The organism is Acinetobacter legionensis (assembly GCF_057165765.1).
Map to the genome: position 1 here is coordinate 4,248,927 of NZ_CM169896.1, position 19,276 is coordinate 4,268,202.

20 protein-coding genes are annotated in these 19,276 nt (G+C 38.6%); 12 read left to right on the top strand and 8 right to left on the bottom strand.

The window, feature by feature from the left end:
* Nucleotides 1–375 precede the first annotated feature (375 nt).
* On the top strand, nucleotides 376–2,778 hold the full coding sequence (locus AC2G3J_RS19525) for a TonB-dependent receptor plug domain-containing protein (protein ID WP_483770468.1): 2,403 nt from the start codon (nucleotides 376–378) through the stop codon (nucleotides 2,776–2,778).
* A 70-nt stretch (nucleotides 2,779–2,848) separates the two neighbouring features.
* Here AC2G3J_RS19525 and AC2G3J_RS19530 read toward each other — a convergent pair whose 3' ends face one another.
* Nucleotides 2,849–3,256 carry a tautomerase family protein gene (locus AC2G3J_RS19530; protein WP_483770469.1) on the bottom strand — a complete coding sequence of 136 codons (408 nt, stop codon included), beginning with the start codon at nucleotides 3,254–3,256 and terminating at the stop codon, nucleotides 2,849–2,851.
* Complete coding sequence (locus AC2G3J_RS19535; protein ID WP_336952540.1) at nucleotides 3,247–3,564, bottom strand: carboxymuconolactone decarboxylase family protein; 318 nt, start codon at nucleotides 3,562–3,564, stop codon at nucleotides 3,247–3,249. The genes AC2G3J_RS19530 and AC2G3J_RS19535 overlap by 10 nt, the downstream gene beginning before the upstream one ends.
* A 97-nt stretch (nucleotides 3,565–3,661) precedes the next feature.
* On the opposite strand from AC2G3J_RS19535, the gene AC2G3J_RS19540 reads away from it, so the two are divergent.
* Nucleotides 3,662–4,531 carry a LysR substrate-binding domain-containing protein gene (locus AC2G3J_RS19540; RefSeq protein ID WP_336952541.1) on the top strand — a complete coding sequence of 290 codons (870 nt, stop codon included), beginning with the start codon at nucleotides 3,662–3,664 and terminating at the stop codon, nucleotides 4,529–4,531.
* Between the two features lie 17 nt (nucleotides 4,532–4,548).
* On the opposite strand, the gene AC2G3J_RS19545 is transcribed toward AC2G3J_RS19540, so the two are convergent.
* The 4 genes from AC2G3J_RS19545 to AC2G3J_RS19560 form a co-directional block, all read right to left on the bottom strand.
* On the bottom strand, nucleotides 4,549–6,897 hold the full coding sequence (locus tag AC2G3J_RS19545) for a glycerophosphodiester phosphodiesterase family protein (RefSeq protein ID WP_483770470.1): 2,349 nt from the start codon (nucleotides 6,895–6,897) through the stop codon (nucleotides 4,549–4,551).
* Nucleotides 6,898–7,040: 143 nt separating this feature from the next.
* Entirely contained in the window at nucleotides 7,041–8,315 is a 1,275-nt protein-coding gene (locus AC2G3J_RS19550) for a replication-associated recombination protein A (RefSeq protein WP_336952543.1), read from the bottom strand.
* A 70-nt stretch (nucleotides 8,316–8,385) separates the two neighbouring features.
* On the bottom strand, nucleotides 8,386–9,315 hold the full coding sequence (locus tag AC2G3J_RS19555; RefSeq protein ID WP_419819777.1) for an alpha/beta hydrolase: 930 nt from the start codon (nucleotides 9,313–9,315) through the stop codon (nucleotides 8,386–8,388).
* Nucleotides 9,316–9,388: 73 nt separating this feature from the next.
* Nucleotides 9,389–9,841, bottom strand: coding sequence for a YcgN family cysteine cluster protein (locus AC2G3J_RS19560; RefSeq protein ID WP_336952545.1), 453 nt, complete (start codon nucleotides 9,839–9,841; stop codon nucleotides 9,389–9,391).
* A 189-nt stretch (nucleotides 9,842–10,030) separates the two neighbouring features.
* Here AC2G3J_RS19560 and AC2G3J_RS19565 point away from each other — a divergent pair, with 189 nt between their 5' ends.
* The 8 genes from AC2G3J_RS19565 to ahr all read left to right on the top strand — a co-directional run bounded on the left by AC2G3J_RS19565 (nucleotide 10,031) and on the right by ahr (nucleotide 15,266).
* Complete coding sequence (locus AC2G3J_RS19565) at nucleotides 10,031–10,189, top strand: DUF1328 domain-containing protein (RefSeq protein ID WP_004718815.1); 159 nt, start codon at nucleotides 10,031–10,033, stop codon at nucleotides 10,187–10,189.
* Between the two features lie 185 nt (nucleotides 10,190–10,374).
* Nucleotides 10,375–11,112, top strand: a complete 738-nt coding sequence (locus AC2G3J_RS19570; protein WP_336952546.1) for a dienelactone hydrolase family protein — start codon at nucleotides 10,375–10,377, stop codon at nucleotides 11,110–11,112.
* A 63-nt stretch (nucleotides 11,113–11,175) separates the two neighbouring features.
* Nucleotides 11,176–11,544 carry an HIT family protein gene (locus AC2G3J_RS19575; RefSeq protein WP_336952547.1) on the top strand — a complete coding sequence of 123 codons (369 nt, stop codon included), beginning with the start codon at nucleotides 11,176–11,178 and terminating at the stop codon, nucleotides 11,542–11,544.
* 135 nt (nucleotides 11,545–11,679) lie between these two features.
* On the top strand, nucleotides 11,680–12,714 hold the full coding sequence (gene mutY, locus AC2G3J_RS19580) for an A/G-specific adenine glycosylase (protein WP_336952548.1): 1,035 nt from the start codon (nucleotides 11,680–11,682) through the stop codon (nucleotides 12,712–12,714).
* Nucleotides 12,715–12,790: 76 nt separating this feature from the next.
* Nucleotides 12,791–13,339: a M23 family metallopeptidase gene (locus tag AC2G3J_RS19585; RefSeq protein WP_336952549.1), complete on the top strand. Its 549-nt coding sequence runs from the start codon at nucleotides 12,791–12,793 to the stop codon at nucleotides 13,337–13,339.
* A gap of 30 nt (nucleotides 13,340–13,369) precedes the next feature.
* Nucleotides 13,370–13,615, top strand: a complete 246-nt coding sequence (locus AC2G3J_RS19590; RefSeq protein WP_336952550.1) for a hypothetical protein — start codon at nucleotides 13,370–13,372, stop codon at nucleotides 13,613–13,615.
* Between the two features lie 42 nt (nucleotides 13,616–13,657).
* Nucleotides 13,658–14,212: a DNA-3-methyladenine glycosylase I gene (locus AC2G3J_RS19595; protein ID WP_336952551.1), complete on the top strand. Its 555-nt coding sequence runs from the start codon at nucleotides 13,658–13,660 to the stop codon at nucleotides 14,210–14,212.
* 31 nt (nucleotides 14,213–14,243) lie between these two features.
* Nucleotides 14,244–15,266 (top strand): NADPH-dependent aldehyde reductase Ahr, encoded by a 1,023-nt coding sequence (gene ahr, locus AC2G3J_RS19600; RefSeq protein ID WP_336952552.1) that lies wholly within the window; start codon nucleotides 14,244–14,246, stop codon nucleotides 15,264–15,266.
* 83 nt (nucleotides 15,267–15,349) lie between these two features.
* On the opposite strand, the gene AC2G3J_RS19605 is transcribed toward ahr, so the two are convergent.
* Nucleotides 15,350–16,786: an aminotransferase-like domain-containing protein gene (locus AC2G3J_RS19605; RefSeq protein WP_419326911.1), complete on the bottom strand. Its 1,437-nt coding sequence runs from the start codon at nucleotides 16,784–16,786 to the stop codon at nucleotides 15,350–15,352.
* Between the two features lie 110 nt (nucleotides 16,787–16,896).
* Between AC2G3J_RS19605 and AC2G3J_RS19610 the strand changes: the two genes are divergently transcribed.
* The gene (locus AC2G3J_RS19610) at nucleotides 16,897–17,304 is read left to right on the top strand and encodes a hypothetical protein (RefSeq protein ID WP_336952554.1); all 408 of its coding nucleotides are present in this window, start codon (nucleotides 16,897–16,899) and stop codon (nucleotides 17,302–17,304) included.
* On the opposite strand, the gene AC2G3J_RS19615 is transcribed toward AC2G3J_RS19610, so the two are convergent.
* Complete coding sequence (locus AC2G3J_RS19615) at nucleotides 17,264–18,154, bottom strand: LysR family transcriptional regulator (protein WP_483770471.1); 891 nt, start codon at nucleotides 18,152–18,154, stop codon at nucleotides 17,264–17,266. The genes AC2G3J_RS19610 and AC2G3J_RS19615 overlap by 41 nt on opposite strands.
* Before the next feature lie 123 nt (nucleotides 18,155–18,277).
* Here AC2G3J_RS19615 and dkgB point away from each other — a divergent pair, with 123 nt between their 5' ends.
* Complete coding sequence (dkgB, locus tag AC2G3J_RS19620; protein ID WP_419360560.1) at nucleotides 18,278–19,090, top strand: 2,5-didehydrogluconate reductase DkgB; 813 nt, start codon at nucleotides 18,278–18,280, stop codon at nucleotides 19,088–19,090.
* Nucleotides 19,091–19,276: the final 186 nt, after the last annotated feature.

Genomic DNA, 19,276 nt, shown 5'->3' on the forward strand with positions numbered 1-19,276 from the left:
TTAAAGCAAATATAAACTGATCAAACTGGGCTCTGTCAGGGGATTTATACGTCTGTATAGCATTGATCAAACCCAGCTTTTGCTGATGTAAATTGTTGATCATCACTCTATTTCATCAACTTGATTCAATATCATCGCCTCATCACTGAGCCATTCAAAATCATACGCTTTATCAATAATTTCAAAAGATTGTGTATCAAACTTCCCATAAAACATCGCATGATAAAATCTAGATTTCTAAACTGAGAACACTTTAAATAACCATACACTTTGCAGATTTTATTCTATTTATATTTTTAAAAGTTGTTTTCTAAATAATCTCAAGCTCACTATGATCACAACAAACCGTTACAAAAAGAGCTACAAAATAGAGTTATGCGTACATTATCAAAACGATATTCATTAAGCCTGACCGCCAGCTTAGTTTTTACATTTCTGTATCCACATGCATACGCTGCGGAACAGATTCCAGCCACCCAAGAAATTAAAACACTTGATACCATTGTTGTCACAGGTACACGTTCGCTAAAACGTTCTAAAACAGATTCCTTACAACCGATTGATGTGATTAGTGCAGCGGAATTGACAGAACGTACAGGTTCAAGTGAGTTAGGTACGGCGCTGGCTAAAATTATCCCCTCGATTAACTTTCCTCGTCCAACCGTTGTCGATGGAACAGAACTCGTTCGCCCAGTGCAACTAAAAGGGCTTTCTCCTGATCAAGTTTTGGTTTTAGTGAATGGCAAACGTCGCCATACTGGGGCATTTATTAACCTTGGGGGTACCATTGGACGTGGTTCAGCACCGACCGATTTAAATGCCATTCCAATTTCTGCCATCAGCCGTATTGAAGTACTTAGAGAAGGTGCATCTGCTCGCTATGGTTCAGATGCAATTGCGGGGGTCGTCAACATTATTTTAAAGTCTGATCCTAAAACAGGTGATGCTGGTATTCGCTACGGTATTTATAACAAAGGTGATGGTGAACAAAAACAATCCTATGTCTCGGGCGGTACTCAACTGGGCAATTATGGTTATGCCATTTTTTCCGGTGAATGGCAGGACAATGAAGCAACCAATCGTGCAGGTTTAGACTTTCGTGATCCAAATGCTACTACATACAGACAAAGAACCTTCCGTTTTGGTGATCCAAAATCTGATGAGGTAAAAGCTTCTGTTAATGCTGGTTTTGACCTCAGTGAGAGTGTTGAATTATATGGCTTTTCAACCTATAGCCATCGTAATGCAGAAACTGCTGGATTCTATCGTTTGAGTAATGCCTCGAACAATGTACCTGCATTATTTCCAAATGGTTATTTACCCCTGATTCGCGGTCAATTAGATGACTTTAGTGCTGTTGCAGGCTTACGTGGGGAAGTCGCAGACTGGCGCTATGATGTTTCAGCCAATTATGGCTTAAACCAATATGATGTAAATACAAAAACCATTAATGTCGATCTATACAAAGATACAGGTTCAACACCAAATTCATTCCATAATGGACAGTTAAAGAATACCCAAGCTGTTTATAATATTGATTTGTCAAAAGAATTTGAGATCGCTGCTTTTGCAAGTCCATTAAATGTCGCGTTTGGTACTCAATATTTAAACCAACAATATCAAATCAAAGCAGGCAATCCTGCCTCTTATTATAAAAGTGGTTCTTCAGGTTTATCAGGCTTTCGCCAAGCAGATGCCGGGAAATGGACACGTGACAGTTATGCAGGATATCTTGATTTAGAAACAGATATTACCCAAAAACTTTCAGCTTCTACAGCCTATCGTTATGAGAAATATGATGACTTTGGGGACACCAATAATGCATCTCTTTCATTACGTTATAAGCTTTTACCTCAAGTTGCGGTACGTGGCTCAGTTTCTACAGGCTTTCGCGCACCGAGTCTAGCACAACAATATTTCACTCAAACCTCTTCGCAATTGGTCAATGGACAGTTTGTTGAGGCAGGAACATTTCCAAGTTCTTCACAAGTTGCACAATTGCTCGGCGCAGAAGACTTAAAAGCTGAAAAATCAAAGAACTATAGTCTTGGCTTGGTATTTACCCCAACTAAAAACCTATATGTGACTTTGGATGCCTACCAAATTGATATTGATGACCGTATTAGCTTATCTTCAAATATCAATGCCAGCAGCCCCGCTGTTCGCGCTTATTTGGTGTCTAAAGGGATTACCGATACCAATTTCAGCACGGTACGTTTCTTTAATAATGCCAGTAATACTCGCACTCGTGGTGTAGATTTAGTTGCCAATTACCAATGGGAAAACCTGCCTTATGGCGAGTTAACCACATCTTTGGCTTATAATTTTAATCGTAATAAAGTCACCGATGTTGATAAAAACCCTGAAATTTTAAATGCTTTGGGTGTCAACCTTACCCGTTTAGACCGTCGTGAACAATATGGTCTATTGGCCGGAAGTACTCCTGAACATAAATTCAGTTTAGCCAATGATTATAAAATTGGAAATTTTGGTATCAATACCAATATCACGCGTTATGGAAGTTTTGAAACTTACAGTAACTCAGGTGCTGCCAGTGATCAGAAATTTTCTGCAAAATGGCTGTTGGATTTAGCACTAACATACCAATTAAACGATTGGAAATTTACTGTTGGGGGGGACAACATTACCAATGTTTACCCAGATAAAGATGTTTATGACATCAATAAGCCTACAGGCGGAAGTTTGCAATACAGCCAGTTCTCACCGTTTGGTTTTAATGGTGCATTCTATTACGGCAAAATTAATTATAAGTGGTAGAGATTAAAGTTAACTAAGGGCTTCCAACCGAGTTGAATGACTCGGTTTTTTATTCCTATAATTCGAACAATCATTGGCTCACAATTTTTTTCATTAAAATATCACCTCGGACACCTTCTCCAAAACTCCAATCTTCTAATTGGTTATACTGAATAACAATCATAATATCTTGCTTTGGAATCTGAAATTTTGCGTTGAGCTGATTGGTTAATTCATGTATAAACTCAGCTTTTTGCTCTGGGCTTCTTAGTTTACCCGCTGTGATATTAAATAAAATAAATTGAGAAGTCCTTTGCTTTTCCACCCAATAATTTGCATCAATAATTATATCTTCTGACTTTAATTGTTGAAAAAAATGGAAGCGATCATTTTTAGGCGTATTAAAGTAATTTTCCATACAGAATTGAGTTAAATCAGAAATCTGTGATTTCTGCTCTGCACTATAAGTATGTGCTGTTACAATACGAATCATGGGCATGTCCAAATCTCCTCAGGCATATGTTCCAATGCTGAAATAGCATTGGGTAAACCAATATAAAAAGCCAAATGTGTAACCATTTCCAAAATTTCTTCTTTGCTGATTCCCAGCTTTAAAGCATTTTGAATATGCCAATTTAATTGGCTATACCGTCCTAAAGTCATCAAAGCACTAATGGTCAGTACACAGCGGGTTTTAGTATCTAATGCTTCTCTTTTCCAGATATCTTCAAAGAGTACGTCTTTACTCAATTCATAAAGTTTGGGTGAAATTTGAGCCAAATTAGAAATATCAATGGGTCTAAACATTGTGTGAACCTCTACTATGTCCTTGCTTTACTATGTAGGTATTTTATAATTTAAAAAAGCAAAATATTTTTAATCAATACTTCAGGATTTATGAATTATGAAAAATCCAGTTAATCTTGATTTAGATGCTTTACGTTCTTTTGTTATAGGCATTGAACTTGGTAATTTTAATCTTGCAGCAAGTCAGCTTTATCGCTCTCCAGCCGCGGTAAGTGCGCATTTAAGAAAATTAGAAGAACAAACTCAATCTGTTTTAGTACAAAAGAAAGGACGTCATTTAGTCTTAACAAAACAAGGAGAAATGCTGTTTGAGTCTGCTAAAAAAATATTAGAGTGCAATGATAAAATACTTATTCAATTACAGCAAAATCAAAGTGATGGAGAAATTTATTTTGGTTTACAGGAAGATTTTGGGGATGGTTTGTTACAGTCTGTAATTGCTCAATTTATTCAACAATTTCCAAATGTTAAATTACATACTCAAGTAGATCGTAATGCGAATTTAATTCAAAAAATTGAAAAAAATAGTATTGATTTTGCCTTGATATGGCAACAAGATCATTTATCAAATCAATTTCAAACACTGCAATCAATTGCAACATTTTGGGTAAAGTATCCAGATTTTCAGTTGGGTCAATTGCTTCAAAACCAGCAATCTATACCATTAATTGTATTAAACCAACCTTGTATCCTACGTCAAATTGCAATTGATACACTCAATAAGCATCAATTACCTTGGCATATTGCTTATGAATGTAATTCCCTCAATGCTCTCTGGGCAGCTGTGCGTGCTGGGATTGGAATTTCGATTCGTTCTGATTTTTCTATTCCACAAGAGTTAGAGAAAGTTAGAAATCATTCACTTCCTCAGTTACCCGATTTTAATTTTGGTTTATATCATTCAGACAAAATGTTGAAGCAAATTGATCACTGTTTTATACAATGTATAAATAATTGTTTAAATTAACCGAGATTCATAAACCATCATTTCACCACCACTTTTATAGGTGCTGAAAAGATTTGATAGAAGTTTTGTGCATCGATCTGATATTTATAACCAGCCAAAACATATGCAGTGCCCTTTTCAGAGAAACTCAACTGACCATTTTTAATCTCATGTTTTGCAGAACCTGATAAAATGACAAAATTGCTGAGTTGCTGATTGAGTTTCGCTCCATCTTGCTGAACCAATTGCGCATTGAGTAATACTGGCTGTTCAGTTTTTACTTTGACATTCTTGGGTGCTTGAATATCAACGATATATTTCGCATAAAGTTGCGCAGAATTGGTGGTTATCCCGTAGGTCCCTGCAATATATAATTTTTTAAATGTTTCATCAGTCAATGCCCAAGGCCAAAAACTGATTCCACGGTGCTTGGTCGTTTCTAAAAGATTGATCAAATCAGCACGATAAGCAGGGTTATACGTTGAATTATATTTCTGAACATCGGCATTGATTTGTTTGGCGGCAATTAAAGTATTGCGACTATTGGGCATGCTTCCAACCAATAACCCTCGCGGTATCTCAGACAATTGTGACTGTGCACGTGCAACTTGATCTGCATTAAATGAGGTCGTGACGACTTGATTTTCAACTTGGTACTTTTTAATTTCATCCTGCATTTTTGCAACCAATGCTGGATTGGCACTTTTCATTTCGATCATCAATACAAAGTTTGGATTGTGCTTAAATGTAGTGAAATATTCTGCAAGGGTCGGTATTGGATAAGCTTTGTTTTTAGATTTTAATTGCTGAACCTGCGCAAGGCTCATTTCTTCAATTTTACCTGTTGAACGCGTAGTGCGATCCACTGTTGCATCATGCATCACCACAAGATGCTGGTCTTTGGTTAAATAAATATCGTTTTCAACAATATCTGCACCCAAAGCAACTGCATGTTTTGCACTTTCTAAGGTATTTTCATCTTCTAAACTTGGTACACCACGATGCCCAATAATAAAGGGTTTACGCAATAAAGTGTTTTTTGGAAATTGTTTTAAGACACTGGCAAATAGCGTACTTTGCGTTGTAATAATCCCATTCACACCTGAAGTCAAAATACTGGCAACATCCTGCGGATCATGTGCTGGTGTATCAACCCACACTGTCATTAAATGACGTTGAATAAAGCTGACACTGGGTTTGTTGGCAAGGCTATGCGGAAGAACCACGATGCGTGCATAGGCCTGATTAGTACGACGCATAATTTCAGAAAGACCAACATGACTCTCCTTTAAATTTTCGCGACTTAAATCTAATGCTGTTCGAAGCCTAGGTACAATTTGATGCGCAGACTTGAGTAAATCATCACTTTTGGACAATACAGTAATATCGCTCATATCGTGAGATTTAGAGAGTAATTTTAAGGCTTCAATGCTTTTGGGATCTTTGATTTCTAAAACAGGAATGGTATTGCGCTGTGGATTGGATAAATATTGTTGTAATGTTTCAACCACCTGCCCTGTCTGATCAAGCAAGTTTAAATTGGCATCTAATTGATAATATAACTGATTGGTTGAATTTAATGGACTGCTGGTAGTTTTAACTTTTTGAATCAGCGTCGGTGCCAAACCAACATTAGTTTGAATTTCTTGCACTTGAGTGACTTTATTGGCTAAGTCTGGCAACGCACTGGTTTGTTCAGAGACTTGAATATTTTTAACTTTTAAGACTAGGCCTGTTGCTGAAAGGCCGATGCCACCTTTGGCAGATCCTTGGTCAAGTTCTACATCTTGCATCAACTGGTGGTTTAAATAGTGTTGTACCCGTTGTCCAGACACCACAATGCTGGCTTTATACCATTGATTTGCTTTGATGTTCTCCGAAAATGCTTTCGTTTCAGAGACTTCCCATTGCCCGTTACTTTTATGCCGACCAAACTCCGTACCATTTTTTGCAGTGGTGTCTGTTCTGAGGGTAAATTGATAATAACTGCTTGGAATCACCCCCTGTGTTTCTGTGACATCATAAATCACACTGCCCCAACGCGAGTTATTGACAGCTTGGTCTAAAGTAAATTCGAGATCAATGCGATAGTTTTGTTGTTTCTCAAGATTTTGCGGTAATAAAATTGAGGTCGGACTGACTGAATTTGCTCGACCATCAATATGAAGCATCCCATTTTCAACATAGACGTTGCCGGCATTGTTGCCAGGAATACGCCAGCCTTGAGGGATTGTTTTTTGCTGAACAAAACTTTGTTGATAAAGTGTTTTAAGCTGCTGCGAAGCAAGTTTAGGCTGATTTTGGGTCGAAATTTTACTTACAAGCTCAGCATGGCTCAACATCGGCAAAGAAATTAAAACAGCAAAAGATAAAACGGATAATTTCATAAAATTTCTAGAGCCTTTAAAATGTATTTTTAGCAAGCTACATTTCAAAAACATTAGCCTAATTTAAATTTTGCCGATATTTTAAACCTTTATATGACACAGAACATCTATTTAAAAGATGCCTAAGCAAATAAACTTCACAACTACTGTTGCTGCTGTTCTTGTTGCCAACGACGTTGCTGTAAACGCTCACCTTCAACTTCACGCTTATTACGAGCAGACTCATATAATTTTGTGCCTTTCAATTCAGGTGGTAAATATTCCTGTAGCACAAAATTTTCAGGATAGTTATGAGGATAAAGATATTCCACACCATAGCCTTGTTGTTTCATAAGCTTGGTCGGTGCATTACGTAAATGGAGTGGCACAGGTAGGTTGGAAGTTTTTTCTGCAAGTTCTAAGGCTTTATTGATCGCCAAATAAGTGCTGTTACTCTTTGCACTGGTTGCCAGATAAACTGCGCATTGGCCTAAAATAATTCGACACTCAGGCATGCCTATCGCTTGAACCGAGCGGAAACATTCTCCCGCTAAAAGCAATGCATTTGGATTTGAGTTACCAATATCTTCTGAAGCAGCAATCAACATACGACGAGCGATAAAAACCGGATCCTCACCGCCTTTAAGCATACGTGCCATCCAATACAACGTTGCATCAGGGTCACTACCCCGAATAGATTTAATAAATGCAGACACCAGATCATAATGCTGCTCACCTGATTTGTCATAGCGTGCAATGTTCTGTTGCGCAACTTTGACCACGATCGCATTGGTCACAATATTTTCTATATCGGACTCAAAGGTGCTAGCAATTAAATCGATTAAATTTAGTGCCTTACGTGCATCACCCGCAGCAAATTGAACCAACGCATCAAATTCTTCAATCTGGATATGCCGGTCTTGTAAAAATTTATCTTGTTGAATTGCGCGTAAAATGAGTTCTTGAATCGCCTCATTACTTAAGCCATTTAAGGTATAAACCTGACAACGTGACAACAAAGCACTGTTGACTTCAAATGAAGGGTTTTCGGTTGTTGCACCAATCAGGGTAATTTTGCCTTTTTCGACAGCATTTAATAAAGCATCTTGTTGAGACTTATTAAAACGATGAATTTCATCAATAAATACTACTGGTGTTAATAAATCACCACTTTCAGCAATCACCTCACGTAGCTCCTTTACCCCCGTATTTAAAGCAGATAAGCTGATAAATGGGCGATCAACCGCTTGCGCCAATAACAAAGCGATTGTCGTTTTTCCAACACCAGGAGGCCCCCAAAAAATAATTGAGGGTAAATGCCCTTGATCAATCATTTGACGGAGTGGTGCTGCGACACCGAGTAAATGATCTTGCCCAATAATTTCAGACAAATCACGTGGACGTAAACGTTCTGGAAGCGGAATTTGAGTGTCTGACATACTGCTTTTTTAATTGATGAATGCTGCCCTTAGTCTACTATGGAAAATCATCAATATTACACTTTTAGCTTTAAAATAATCGATTCTGTAAAACATCCATTAATGATGCCTGAAATACTTGGCCATGACTGAGATGTGGATAAAGCATCAATTTTGCATCTACACCTTTGCTGGCCAAATCTAAAACCAATTGACGGTTATTTTGAATCATCTCCCGATCTGCATTTGGGCTGATTGGTCTAGTTGTAGACTGAATTATGTCACCTTCCATTACCCACAATTTTTTATTTTTTAGTTGTTCAGGCTTGGCTTTTCCAACAGCTTTAAGCAGTCGCGAATCTGCCCATGTGAGAGATGGACTGGCTGAAAAATAGTGTGAAAACTTATTATCTGTGCTTTGACTATTTAAAAGGGTATCTAAAACAAACAAACCACCATAAGAATGTCCCCACAAAGCGGTACGTTGCTCATCCAGTTTTACTTGCGTATTGACCCACGGCATAATTTTTTCAAACAATACCTGTCTAAATTGCGCACTTCCCCCTGCCATACGTTCAGGATTGCGTGGATCAACAGTTACTTTTCCAGATTCATCCGCAGGTGTGTAGTCTACAGATCTTGAAGCAGACTCAAACGGTAATTGGGTTTGATAGCCGATTGCCACCAACACTGGGCTGTCTTGTTCTGAGAATTTTTTCAACAGTGACTCATCTAAACGCGCCATAGCAGAGTTGCCATCTAACATAAAAACAGCAGGTAAAATCTTATTTTTATTGATATGTTTAGGAATACCGACCCAAACTTTATAATAACGTTGTTGATCTGCGGATTTAAAATTTTTTACTTGGAATTGATAATAACTGGAGCCTTGCTCCGCAATATTTGGCCCTAAAGCTTGCAAAGCTGGCTTTGCATAAACATTGGAGTGAATACCAAAACTCAGGCTGATAGCACATAGACAAAAGGTACTTTTTTTCAACAGCGAAGATAAAGCAAACATTTTAAAACACATCAAACTGGAGGGCTTAGTTATCATATTACTATTTGATAATGATTATCAATTCATAAATGAATTAACGCACCCATCTTACAATGTACTCATCAATTTCTTCTTCATTGACTTCGGTTTCGGAGATACAACGCCCTGCAGCAGATTTTCTCGCTTTAATCACATTGCTTCTTGAGCCTGTGATCAGATAGTGCCATGCCGGTAAATTTTTACCTTCATGCACACGGCGATAAGCACAACTTGAAGGCAACCAATGAATATTGGCTAATTTTTCAGGGCTTAATTGAATACAGTCGGGTACATAATTTAAACGGTTGGGATAGTCAGAACACTGAGCGGTCGTACAATCGAGGAGTTTACAAGACACTTTAGTATAGGCAATTTCATGTGTGTCATCATCTTCTAATTTCACCAAACAGCACAGCCCACAACCATCACACAATGCTTCCCACTCAGTCGGATTTAACTCAGACAGCGTATAATTCTTCCAAAACTGGGGACGTATCTCAAAGGTCATGGCATAACATTAAAGTCATATAAGGCGGAATAATTATACCAGTATAAAAGCAGAAATTAGAAAAATTAAAACAGAACAAACCTTTACATATTTCTTTATTAATCACACTTTCTAAACACAACTTCACAAGTAAGTCAGGTTTTTCTGCATATACTGAAAATACATAACAAAAATATGGAGATGAATATTATGTTCCGTTGGGCAATTATTTTCGCTGTGATCGCCTTAATCGCAAGTTTATTCGGTTTTGGTGGTGTTGCGGGAATGTCTAAAGACTTCGCAGTCATTCTTCTCGTTGTCGCTGTAATCCTCGCGATTGTTGGATTTATTTCGAGAGGAAAAGTTTAACTTTTCCTGATCAATTTTCAATAAAAAGAGAAGAACCCCGGTTCTTCTCTTTTTCATTTGAAAACTATCTTTTCTATTCATAAATTTTCACATTTCAATTGTAAATATTCCAAATTTAGTCATTTGAATCTTATATATTTATGCTTTAATCAATCTCATTCTCGCCAATAGACAAGGATTAACCGATGGCTCTTGCAATCAAAACTCGTGAAATTCAATACCAAGCAAAAGATGGAACAACTTTAATCGGTTATTTTGCTGCGCCTGAATCCGCACAACAAGTTGCAGGCGTGATTGTTGGTCCTGAATGGTGGGGCCGAAACGAGTATTCTGAACAACGTGCTCGAGAGTTAGCACAACATGGTTTTGCTGCGCTGGCAATTGATATGTATGGTGATAAAAAAACCACGACTGTTGCGACTCAAGCTCAAGAGTGGATGATGCAAACTTTCCAAAATGAAAATACCATTGTTGAGCGTGCGGCTTCGGCTCTCGCTGCTTTGGCAGAACAGCCAGAAGTAGATGCAAACCGACTGGCGGCAATTGGATTCTGTTATGGTGGTAAAGTGATATTAGATTTGGCACGCTCAGGTGCAGAATTAAAAGCTGCCATTACTTTCCATGCAAATTTATCCGCACAAAATGCAGCGGAATCAGGAAAATTTAAAGCGCAAGTTCTTGTCCTGCATGGTGAAAAAGACAGTATGGTGTCTTTGGCGGATGTAGAATCGTTTAAACAAGAAATGAATCATGCTCAGGTAAAATCTGAAGTGATCATCCTTAAAGATGCTAAACATGGCTTTAGTAATCCTCAAGCAGATGAAAAAGCAAAAGCAAATGGTGTAGATCTAGGTTATAACGCAAAAGCAGAGAAAGACGGATTAGCAGCAATGTATGATTTATTAGACCGTACCTTGGTTTAACCTACTCTGGCTTAATTAAAATACGTTCTACATTGATTGAGACAACAAAACGAGGAATTCGAAATGACTGAAAAAGTATGTCCTTATTGTGACTTTGACGAATTTGATATCATTGATAAAAATGAATTTGGTGCAATTTTGCCTGAACACCAGCCTTTGTCAAAAGGTCATTCAGTTATTATTCCTTTGCGCCATATTGATTCTTTTTTTGAAGTTTCAGAGAAAGAACGAAAAAGCCTTTCCTCTTTATTGGAACTCGCTCGTAACGAGCTTAAGATTCGCCATCAACCTGAAGGTTTCCATATTGCCTTTAATGATGGGCATGTATTTGGTGAAGATCAAAGTGGACACTTCCATATTCATATTATCCCACGTTATAAAAATGAACCGCTTAAACTCGATAAGCGCTGGGGTATCGTGAACGAAAGTTAAGTTGTGGATACAAACTCATTTGAAAGACGCTCTGGCGTCTTTTTTTATGCAAATTGAATGCTCAGGTTTAAGATAATTTTCCGCAATAAATTTATCTTGGTTATACTGACTATCTAATTTTTACGCTAGATTGTTATGTCGCAATTTTCATTTTCAGATGCGCTATTGACTTGGTTTGATCAACACGGGCGCCATGATTTACCTTGGCAAGTGGCTGATGATCCCTACAAAGTTTGGGTATCTGAAATTATGTTGCAACAAACTCAAGTCAAAACTGTACTGCAATATTTTGATAAATTTATCCAACGTTTTCCAACCGTCGATGACTTGGGTAAAGCCTCTTGGGACGATGTAGCCCCCTATTGGGCAGGATTAGGCTACTACGCCCGTGCAAGAAATTTGCATAAAGCAGCAGGCGTGGTCAGCCAGCAGGGGCATTTCCCACCAAGCTTAGAACAATGGGTGGAACTTCCAGGTATCGGTCGCTCTACTGGTGGCGCATTGATGTCACTTGGCTTACGCCAATACGGCGTCATTATGGATGGCAATGTAAAACGTGTTTTGGCCCGTTTTTTTGCCATTGAAGATGACCTGAGTAAACCCATCCATGAACGAGCCATGTGGCAACTGGCGGAAAGCATATGCCCAACTGAACGCAACCATGACTATACCCAAGCAATTATGGATTTGGGCGCAACCATTTGCACACCAAAAAAGCCACTCTGCTTATACTGTCCCATGCAACAACATTGCCAAGCCCATCAACAGGGGCTAGAAACCGAACTACCTTATAAGAAAGCTAAAAAGCCTGTTCCAGCTAGAACTGCCACAGTGTTATTAATTGAGTCAGATCAACAATGGTTATGGGAACAGCGTCCTAACAGTGGTTTATGGGGAGGCTTATGGAGTTTACCGATTTTTGAAAACGAGCTCGCGTTTCAACAGCTTTGTCAAAGTCTAAAGCTTATTTCAACTGTTGAATCTGTCCAAATCTCGCATAGCTTTACCCATTTCACTTGGATTTTGAATGCACATATTGTTCGAGTTGAATCAGACCAAAAAGAATACCTCCAGGCTGAACTTGGGGGCGAATGGTTAACACCACAAAAAGCTACACAAATGGGTATCCCGACAGCCATGAAAAAATTGATCTCAGCAGTAAAAATATGACATAGTCAGACACGGGTATTCTAAGCATATTTCAATTTTAATTTGCCCTTTTGAAACTTGAAAAAAAGGATTTCTCGTGTCACGTAGCATCCAATATTGCTTGATGGCTTTGCTTGCCATTATTTTAACTGCATGTACCACTGCACCTAAAAAACCAAGCTCATCTAAGCCACAGCTTCCACAAGCTCAAATTAACCGCCTAAAAGCAATGTCAATGCCAACCCGATTGGCAATTCCTGTAGATGGAGTAAAACCACAAAACCTCACAGATACTTGGGGTGCATCTCGCAGTGCTGGGCGAGCACATGAAGGAATTGACATCATGGCTTCACGTGGAACCAAAGTTTACAGTAGCACTGAAGGTGTAATTACCAGTTTAAAGAGCAATAATCTAGGTGGCAAAGTGATTTGGCTCATCGGGCCAGGCGGTGTTTATCACTATTATGCACATCTAAATGATCACAAACGTGGATTACAAGAAGGTGATTATATTAAAAAAGGCCAGCTAATTGGCTATGTGGGAAATACGGGAAATGCACGACATACTGCACCGCATTTGCACTATGGACTATACTTAAGAGGTAAAGGACAAGGTGCAGTCAACCCCTACCCTTATTTACGTTAATTTTAGATTGAATCAATTTAGGAATATTCCATGTCAGAAGCATTGCTTGAGCGTTTAGTTGAATTTGCAGAATCAGGCAATCAACAAAAAATTGCCCTCAATGGACAAAATCATCAAGGCTGGATTATGGAAATCACCGATGAAGCATTAATGATCAGTACTGGCTTTGCAGACAAAGCGGGTAAAGATATTTGGGTAAATTTTAAAGATTTAGAACATGCGCAACTTTCCTATTGGGACAACAAACAAGATCAATGGGTCGAATTTAAACTTTAGACAATTAAAACTTAAATCAATCAGAACAATGGTAGATCTTTTATGACAAATAAACGCTGTGGTTGGTGTTCAGATGATCCTATTTATATTGAATATCATGATCAAGAGTGGGGTAAATCCAATCGAGATGAACAGCATTTATTTGAAATGCTTTGCCTAGAGGGGCAACAAGCAGGTTTATCTTGGATTACTGTTTTAAAAAAACGTGAAAGCTATCGCGCCCAATTTTTTAACCACCCGATTCAAACCATTGCCAATTTTACTGAACAAGAGCTTGCACTAAAATGTCAGGATGCTGGGTTGATTCGCCATATCGGGAAATTAACAGCGATTCGTGACAATGCCATTGCATGGCAAAACATGAAAGCTCAAGACATTGATATGGTGAACTGGTTATGGGATTTCGTAGACCAGCAAGTACAGCTCAATGATGTCCCTGATTATAAATTAGCGCCTGCACAAACCGAAACCAGTCAAAAGCTTTCCAAAGCGTTAAAAAAGAAAGGTTTTAAATTTGTTGGTCCAACCACTTGCTATGCCTTTATGCAAGCAGTGGGCATGGTCAATGACCATGAAAATGATTGTATATCCCGCTAAAAGTTTAACTGAGCAAACAGGAAGGATTCACATGTCAAATAATACGTTTCATGCTTATGCTGCCTTAGAGGCAGGTGCAGCACTTGTGCCCTATCAATTTGATGCAGGTGAATTACAGCCTCATCAGGTCGAAGTCAAAGTTGAATATTGCGGTTTATGCCATTCCGATGTTTCAGTGATTAACAATGAATGGGGAAATTCAGTTTTTCCAGTGGTTGGCGGTCATGAAATTATCGGTACCATCATTCAACTGGGTTCAGAAGCGAAAGGATTAAAAGTCGGTCAACGTGTTGGTATCGGCTGGACTGCGGAAAGTTGTCAGCACTGTGATCCGTGTGTTAGTGGTCAACAAGTGCTTTGCACAGGAGGTTCAGTTGCAACCATCGTTGGTCATGCAGGCGGGTTTGCAGATAAGGTCCGTGCAGGTTGGCAGTGGATTATTCCTTTTCCTGAAGATTTAAACCCTGAAAGTGCTGGTCCTTTATTATGTGGTGGTATCACTGTTTTTGACCCAATTTTAAAACATCAAATTCAAGCAGTTCACCATGTCGGTGTGATTGGGATTGGTGGCTTAGGTCATATGGCCATTAAAATACTCAAAGCTTGGGGTTGTGAGATCACCGCTTTCACATCGAGTTTGGATAAAACAGATGAACTTAAAGCAATGGGAGCAGACCATGTGGTCAATAGTCGCGATGCCGATGCGTTAAAAGCGCAACGTGGCAAATTTGATTTATTGCTCTGTACGGTAAATGTGAGTTTGGACTGGAAAGCATATCTAAATACACTGGCACCAAATGGCACAATTCATATGCTAGGTTTAGTCCTCGAACCTATGCCGATTCCTGCGGGTGCACTGATTGGCGGTGCAAAATCAGTGACTGGTTCACCAACGGGCTCCCCTTTTGCATTGCGTCAATTATTACAATTTGCAGCACGCAAAAACATTGCACCGCAAATTGAAGTTTATCCAATGTCAAAAATTAATGAGGCTTTGGAGCGACTTCATTCTGGAAAAGCCCGTTATCGTATCGTATTAAAAGCGGATTTCTAATTTAAGTCTGACCATCCATCACGGTTTATCAAGAACCGTGAATGGAATAAGGCTGTCGTGGTATGCGTTTGCTCAAAGATCAGTTAAGCCACACTCTTGGCTAACAATTCACCCCTTATCCAATCTGCTAATAACATAATTGCATCCTGAATCTCTTCCGATAGTTCATGCCCTGCATTTAAGCGAATACAATTGTTATAACGGTGATCCTCACCAAAAATAATCCCTGGCACAATATTGATACTGTATTGCTGGGCATAATAATACAACGCCAAACTATCAATCTGCTCTGGGAACTGTAACCACAAGGCATAACTTCCCTGCGGTTGATTTAGACGAATCTCTACCCCATAAAAAGCATGTTGAATAAACTGTAGATATTGCGCAACTTGAGTCATCAACTTAGGGCGTAACTCACTCAAATGCTGACGATAGGCTCTGCTATAAATCAAATCAGCAAGTCCCAATTGCAATGGTGTATTGACCGAAACATTTTGTAAAATCAACTTGGCATGTAAGTGCTGTAAACGTTGTGGTAAACAGAACCAACCTACCCGATAAGAGGTCGACAACGACTTGGAAACCGATCCGCAATAAACCACATAGCCCTGTTGATCCCAATATTTAATCGGTAACGGGCGTTTGGCATTAAAGCTACATTCAGCATAAATATCATCTTCAATCACGTAACACTGATACTTCGCTGCCAGCTGTGCAATTTTTTCTTTCTCGGCATTAGTCAAACAGAAGCCTAAAGGATTTTGAAAATTGGCGGTTAATAAACAGACTTTTGCAGCTGAGTTTTGCATCTCTTGTTCTAAACGATCTAGATCAAAACCTTCGGTATTGGCAGGGATTTCAATAATTTTTCGTTTGAGCAACGCCAACAATTGCAACTGACCATTATAGTTTGGTGTGGGCACAATCACACTGTCACCGATTTGGCTAAGGCTTTGAATCATCACAGACAATGCTGGCATACAACCATTGCTGATATAAATATCTTCTTTGGCAATATAAAAACCATCTTCAGCCCAATGTGCTGACAAAGCCTCTCTTAGCTGAAGGTGCCCTTGGCGGTCATTATATAAAAAGTCTTCAGGTTTACTGTGCTTTAAAGCACGTTGTATTGAACGGCGTAATGCCTCTACAGGAACTAGATTAGGCGATAACTGAATCGAACCTAAATGGATCAGTTTATTGTTGATTGCTGCTTCATGAATTTGAATTTGTAAGTCTAGATTTGAAACCTCACGCGCTCTCGACTTAAAATCAGGATGGTCAGGTACAGCTATCTGCGGAATTTTTTGCTGTGATTGAACAAAATAGCCAGACTTTTCTTTGACATAAATCAAACCTTGTGCTTCAAGCAATTCATAACAACTTTTTGCTGTATTGAGACTAATATTTTGCAACGCAGCAAATTTTCGTAAAGAACTAAGTCGTTGCCCAACAACCAACTCACCGCAATAAATTTTCTGTGCAATTTGCTGTGCTAATGTTTGATATTGAAAAGCCATATCTGTACTCAAATTTTAATATTTGTTGTATCTGTATCTATAAAGTTAACAGATTTATGCTTGTTTCACAGCCAATTTTTACAAACAAATTGATTTGAAAGGAGAAAAAAATGAGAACGATCGCTTTAATCAGTATTGTCTTTGGATTAACTGCTTGCCAACCTCAACACGTAAATCAAGCTGCTCAGAAACAACATTTTGTATGTAAATCTTTGATTGAAGGCTTTTTAAAAACACAAAATTTAGGTGAATATCAACTTGATCATTTAGAGCCAACTTTACATCAGACCGCACCTATCCGAAACTACCGCTACCATGCCAGCAGTGATCAGCGGATGAAAATTAATATTCCTGTGCAAAAAGACTTGGCGTTTAAATGCCTTCAGACAGCAAATGATCATTTTGAAATCCAATTGGTTAATCCACACCAACCCCGTAGCCAAACTTTACTGAGTCTGGATTTACCGCCACAAAAGACTATCGAAACTTTGACAGCTTTTGCGTTAAAAACTCAATAAATAAACGAACACGCTTTGGTAAATGTTCCTGTTGATAATACACTGCATGGATGTGTTGCTCGTAAAGCTCTATTTGATCTTCAAATAGAGCGATCAAGCGTCCTTGCTTTATATCTTTTAAAATCTCAAACTCAGACAATCTCGCAATTCCATGCCCGCGTAAACACAATTGGCGGACAGTTTCACCACTAGATGCTTTGATTTTTGGTTTGACAGTAAGCCTTTCTCCATTGACTCGAATCGGCCAAGTATTTAAACGACTGACTTTGCTAAAGCCAATTTGCGTATGATTTAAAATATCTTGCGGTGTCTCTGGATAACCATGTGTTGCTAAATATTCAGGACTGGCAACGATATATAACCGGCTTTTACACAACAAACGCGCATGTAAACTCGAATCATTAAGATCCCCAAAACGTATCGCAACATCTGTTTTATGTTCTAATAAATCGATGATCTGATCGTTACTGTTTAACTCTATTTCAATCTCAGGATACAATCGAGAAAACTCTTGCATCAATGGTGCAATCACGTGCAATACAAAAGGTGTCGCAGAATCCACACGAATCAGCCCAGATGTATCACTGTCAGATTTTAATAAAGAATCTTCTGCTTCATTGAGATCATGAACAATTTTTCGGGCTTTTGCTAAAAATAATTGCCCCTCTTGGGTCAATTTAAGTTTACGTGTTGTCCGCTCTAATAAAGTGACATTCAGTTTAGATTCAAGTCGTTGCAAGGCTCGACTTACACCTGAAGTGGTTTGTTCAAGATGCGTTGCTGCTGCAACAATCGAACCACTATCGACAATATTAATAAAAGCCTGTAATTCTTCGAGTGTAGATTTCATTGCTGCTAGCGCTCTGTTTATTGTTGATTTTTAGTCAACAACATTTTGCATATTCCTGTATTTTTCCGCAACAATTAAAGTAGCAAAATACACTCAATCTCAGAAAATAAAGTGAAATCCAGTATGACAAACATCGTTCCTCAATTTGGTGTAGGTACTTTCCGTTTAACAGGGCAAACTGTGATTGATTCGGTGAAAACAGCATTAGACGTTGGTTATCGTGCTGTAGATACTGCTCAAATCTATGGCAACGAAGCAGAAGTCGGTCAGGCCATTGCAGAAAGCCATATCCATCGTGATGATTTGTTTATCACAACAAAGATATGGACAGATCATTATCAAGCCGACAAACTTATTCCAAGCCTTAAAGAGAGCTTACAGAAGCTGGGTACTGATGCTGTCAACTTAACCTTAATTCACTGGCCTGCACCAAATCTAGGAATTTCTGTTACAGAAATGATGCACAACCTGTTAGAAGCGAAAAAGCTGGGCTTAACTGAACATATTGGAATTTCAAACTTCAATATCGACTTATCGCAACAAGCCATTACTGCTGTAGGACTTGAAAATATTGCCACCAACCAAATTGAACTTAGCCCTTATTTACAAAATGATAATTTGGTGAGCTTTTTACAATCACAAAATATTGATGTGACCTCTTATATGACTTTGGCGTATGGCAAAGTTTTAAATGACCCAACGTTAACTGAAATTGCCAAACAACATCAGGCTTCTAGCGCTCAAATTGCATTGGCATGGGCGTTGCAGAAAGGGTTTGCTGTCATTCCGTCGTCAACTAAACGTGAAAACTTAATTTCCAACTTAAAAGCGCAAGAGATTCAATTATCTGCTGAAGAAATGCAATTAATCGCGCAATTGGAACGTAATGGCCGTGAGGTTGATCCTGAAAACTTAGCACCTCAGTGGGATGTTTAATTCGCCAATGGAGTAAAAGTGATTTAAAGCAGAACAAATCTTGGCTCAGGCTTTGATTAGCAAAGTTTGATTGCTAGGCTTCGAAATACACTTTACCCCTTTTGCTCATGGCTTAGCTTGCTTCGCAAGATTGTTTCTTGCGAAGCTTTATTTTGTCACTTCATCAAAATAGCGGCTGAAAAGTAA

Bases quoted from the DNA above. Each gene is read 5' to 3' on its own strand.
- AC2G3J_RS19545 (WP_483770470.1), bottom strand. From the start codon at position 6,897: ATGAAATTATCCGTTTTATCTTTTGCTGTTTTAATTTCTTTGCCGATG.
- AC2G3J_RS19555 (WP_419819777.1), bottom strand. From the start codon at position 9,315: ATGTTTGCTTTATCTTCGCTGTTGAAAAAAAGTACCTTTTGTCTATGT.
- dkgB (WP_419360560.1), top strand. From the start codon at position 18,278: ATGACAAACATCGTTCCTCAATTTGGTGTAGGTACTTTCCGTTTAACA.
- AC2G3J_RS19575 (WP_336952547.1), top strand. From the start codon at position 11,176: ATGACTGAAAAAGTATGTCCTTATTGTGACTTTGACGAATTTGATATC.
- mutY (WP_336952548.1), top strand. From the start codon at position 11,680: ATGTCGCAATTTTCATTTTCAGATGCGCTATTGACTTGGTTTGATCAA.
- AC2G3J_RS19535 (WP_336952540.1), bottom strand. From the start codon at position 3,564: ATGTTTAGACCCATTGATATTTCTAATTTGGCTCAAATTTCACCCAAA.
- AC2G3J_RS19615 (WP_483770471.1), bottom strand. From the start codon at position 18,154: ATGAAATCTACACTCGAAGAATTACAGGCTTTTATTAATATTGTCGAT.
- AC2G3J_RS19540 (WP_336952541.1), top strand. From the start codon at position 3,662: ATGAAAAATCCAGTTAATCTTGATTTAGATGCTTTACGTTCTTTTGTT.
- ahr (WP_336952552.1), top strand. From the start codon at position 14,244: ATGTCAAATAATACGTTTCATGCTTATGCTGCCTTAGAGGCAGGTGCA.
- AC2G3J_RS19565 (WP_004718815.1), top strand. From the start codon at position 10,031: ATGTTCCGTTGGGCAATTATTTTCGCTGTGATCGCCTTAATCGCAAGT.
- AC2G3J_RS19550 (WP_336952543.1), bottom strand. From the start codon at position 8,315: ATGTCAGACACTCAAATTCCGCTTCCAGAACGTTTACGTCCACGTGAT.
- AC2G3J_RS19560 (WP_336952545.1), bottom strand. From the start codon at position 9,841: ATGACCTTTGAGATACGTCCCCAGTTTTGGAAGAATTATACGCTGTCT.
- AC2G3J_RS19610 (WP_336952554.1), top strand. From the start codon at position 16,897: ATGAGAACGATCGCTTTAATCAGTATTGTCTTTGGATTAACTGCTTGC.
- AC2G3J_RS19525 (WP_483770468.1), top strand. From the start codon at position 376: ATGCGTACATTATCAAAACGATATTCATTAAGCCTGACCGCCAGCTTA.
- AC2G3J_RS19590 (WP_336952550.1), top strand. From the start codon at position 13,370: ATGTCAGAAGCATTGCTTGAGCGTTTAGTTGAATTTGCAGAATCAGGC.
- AC2G3J_RS19605 (WP_419326911.1), bottom strand. From the start codon at position 16,786: ATGGCTTTTCAATATCAAACATTAGCACAGCAAATTGCACAGAAAATT.
- AC2G3J_RS19570 (WP_336952546.1), top strand. From the start codon at position 10,375: ATGGCTCTTGCAATCAAAACTCGTGAAATTCAATACCAAGCAAAAGAT.
- AC2G3J_RS19530 (WP_483770469.1), bottom strand. From the start codon at position 3,256: ATGCCCATGATTCGTATTGTAACAGCACATACTTATAGTGCAGAGCAG.
- AC2G3J_RS19595 (WP_336952551.1), top strand. From the start codon at position 13,658: ATGACAAATAAACGCTGTGGTTGGTGTTCAGATGATCCTATTTATATT.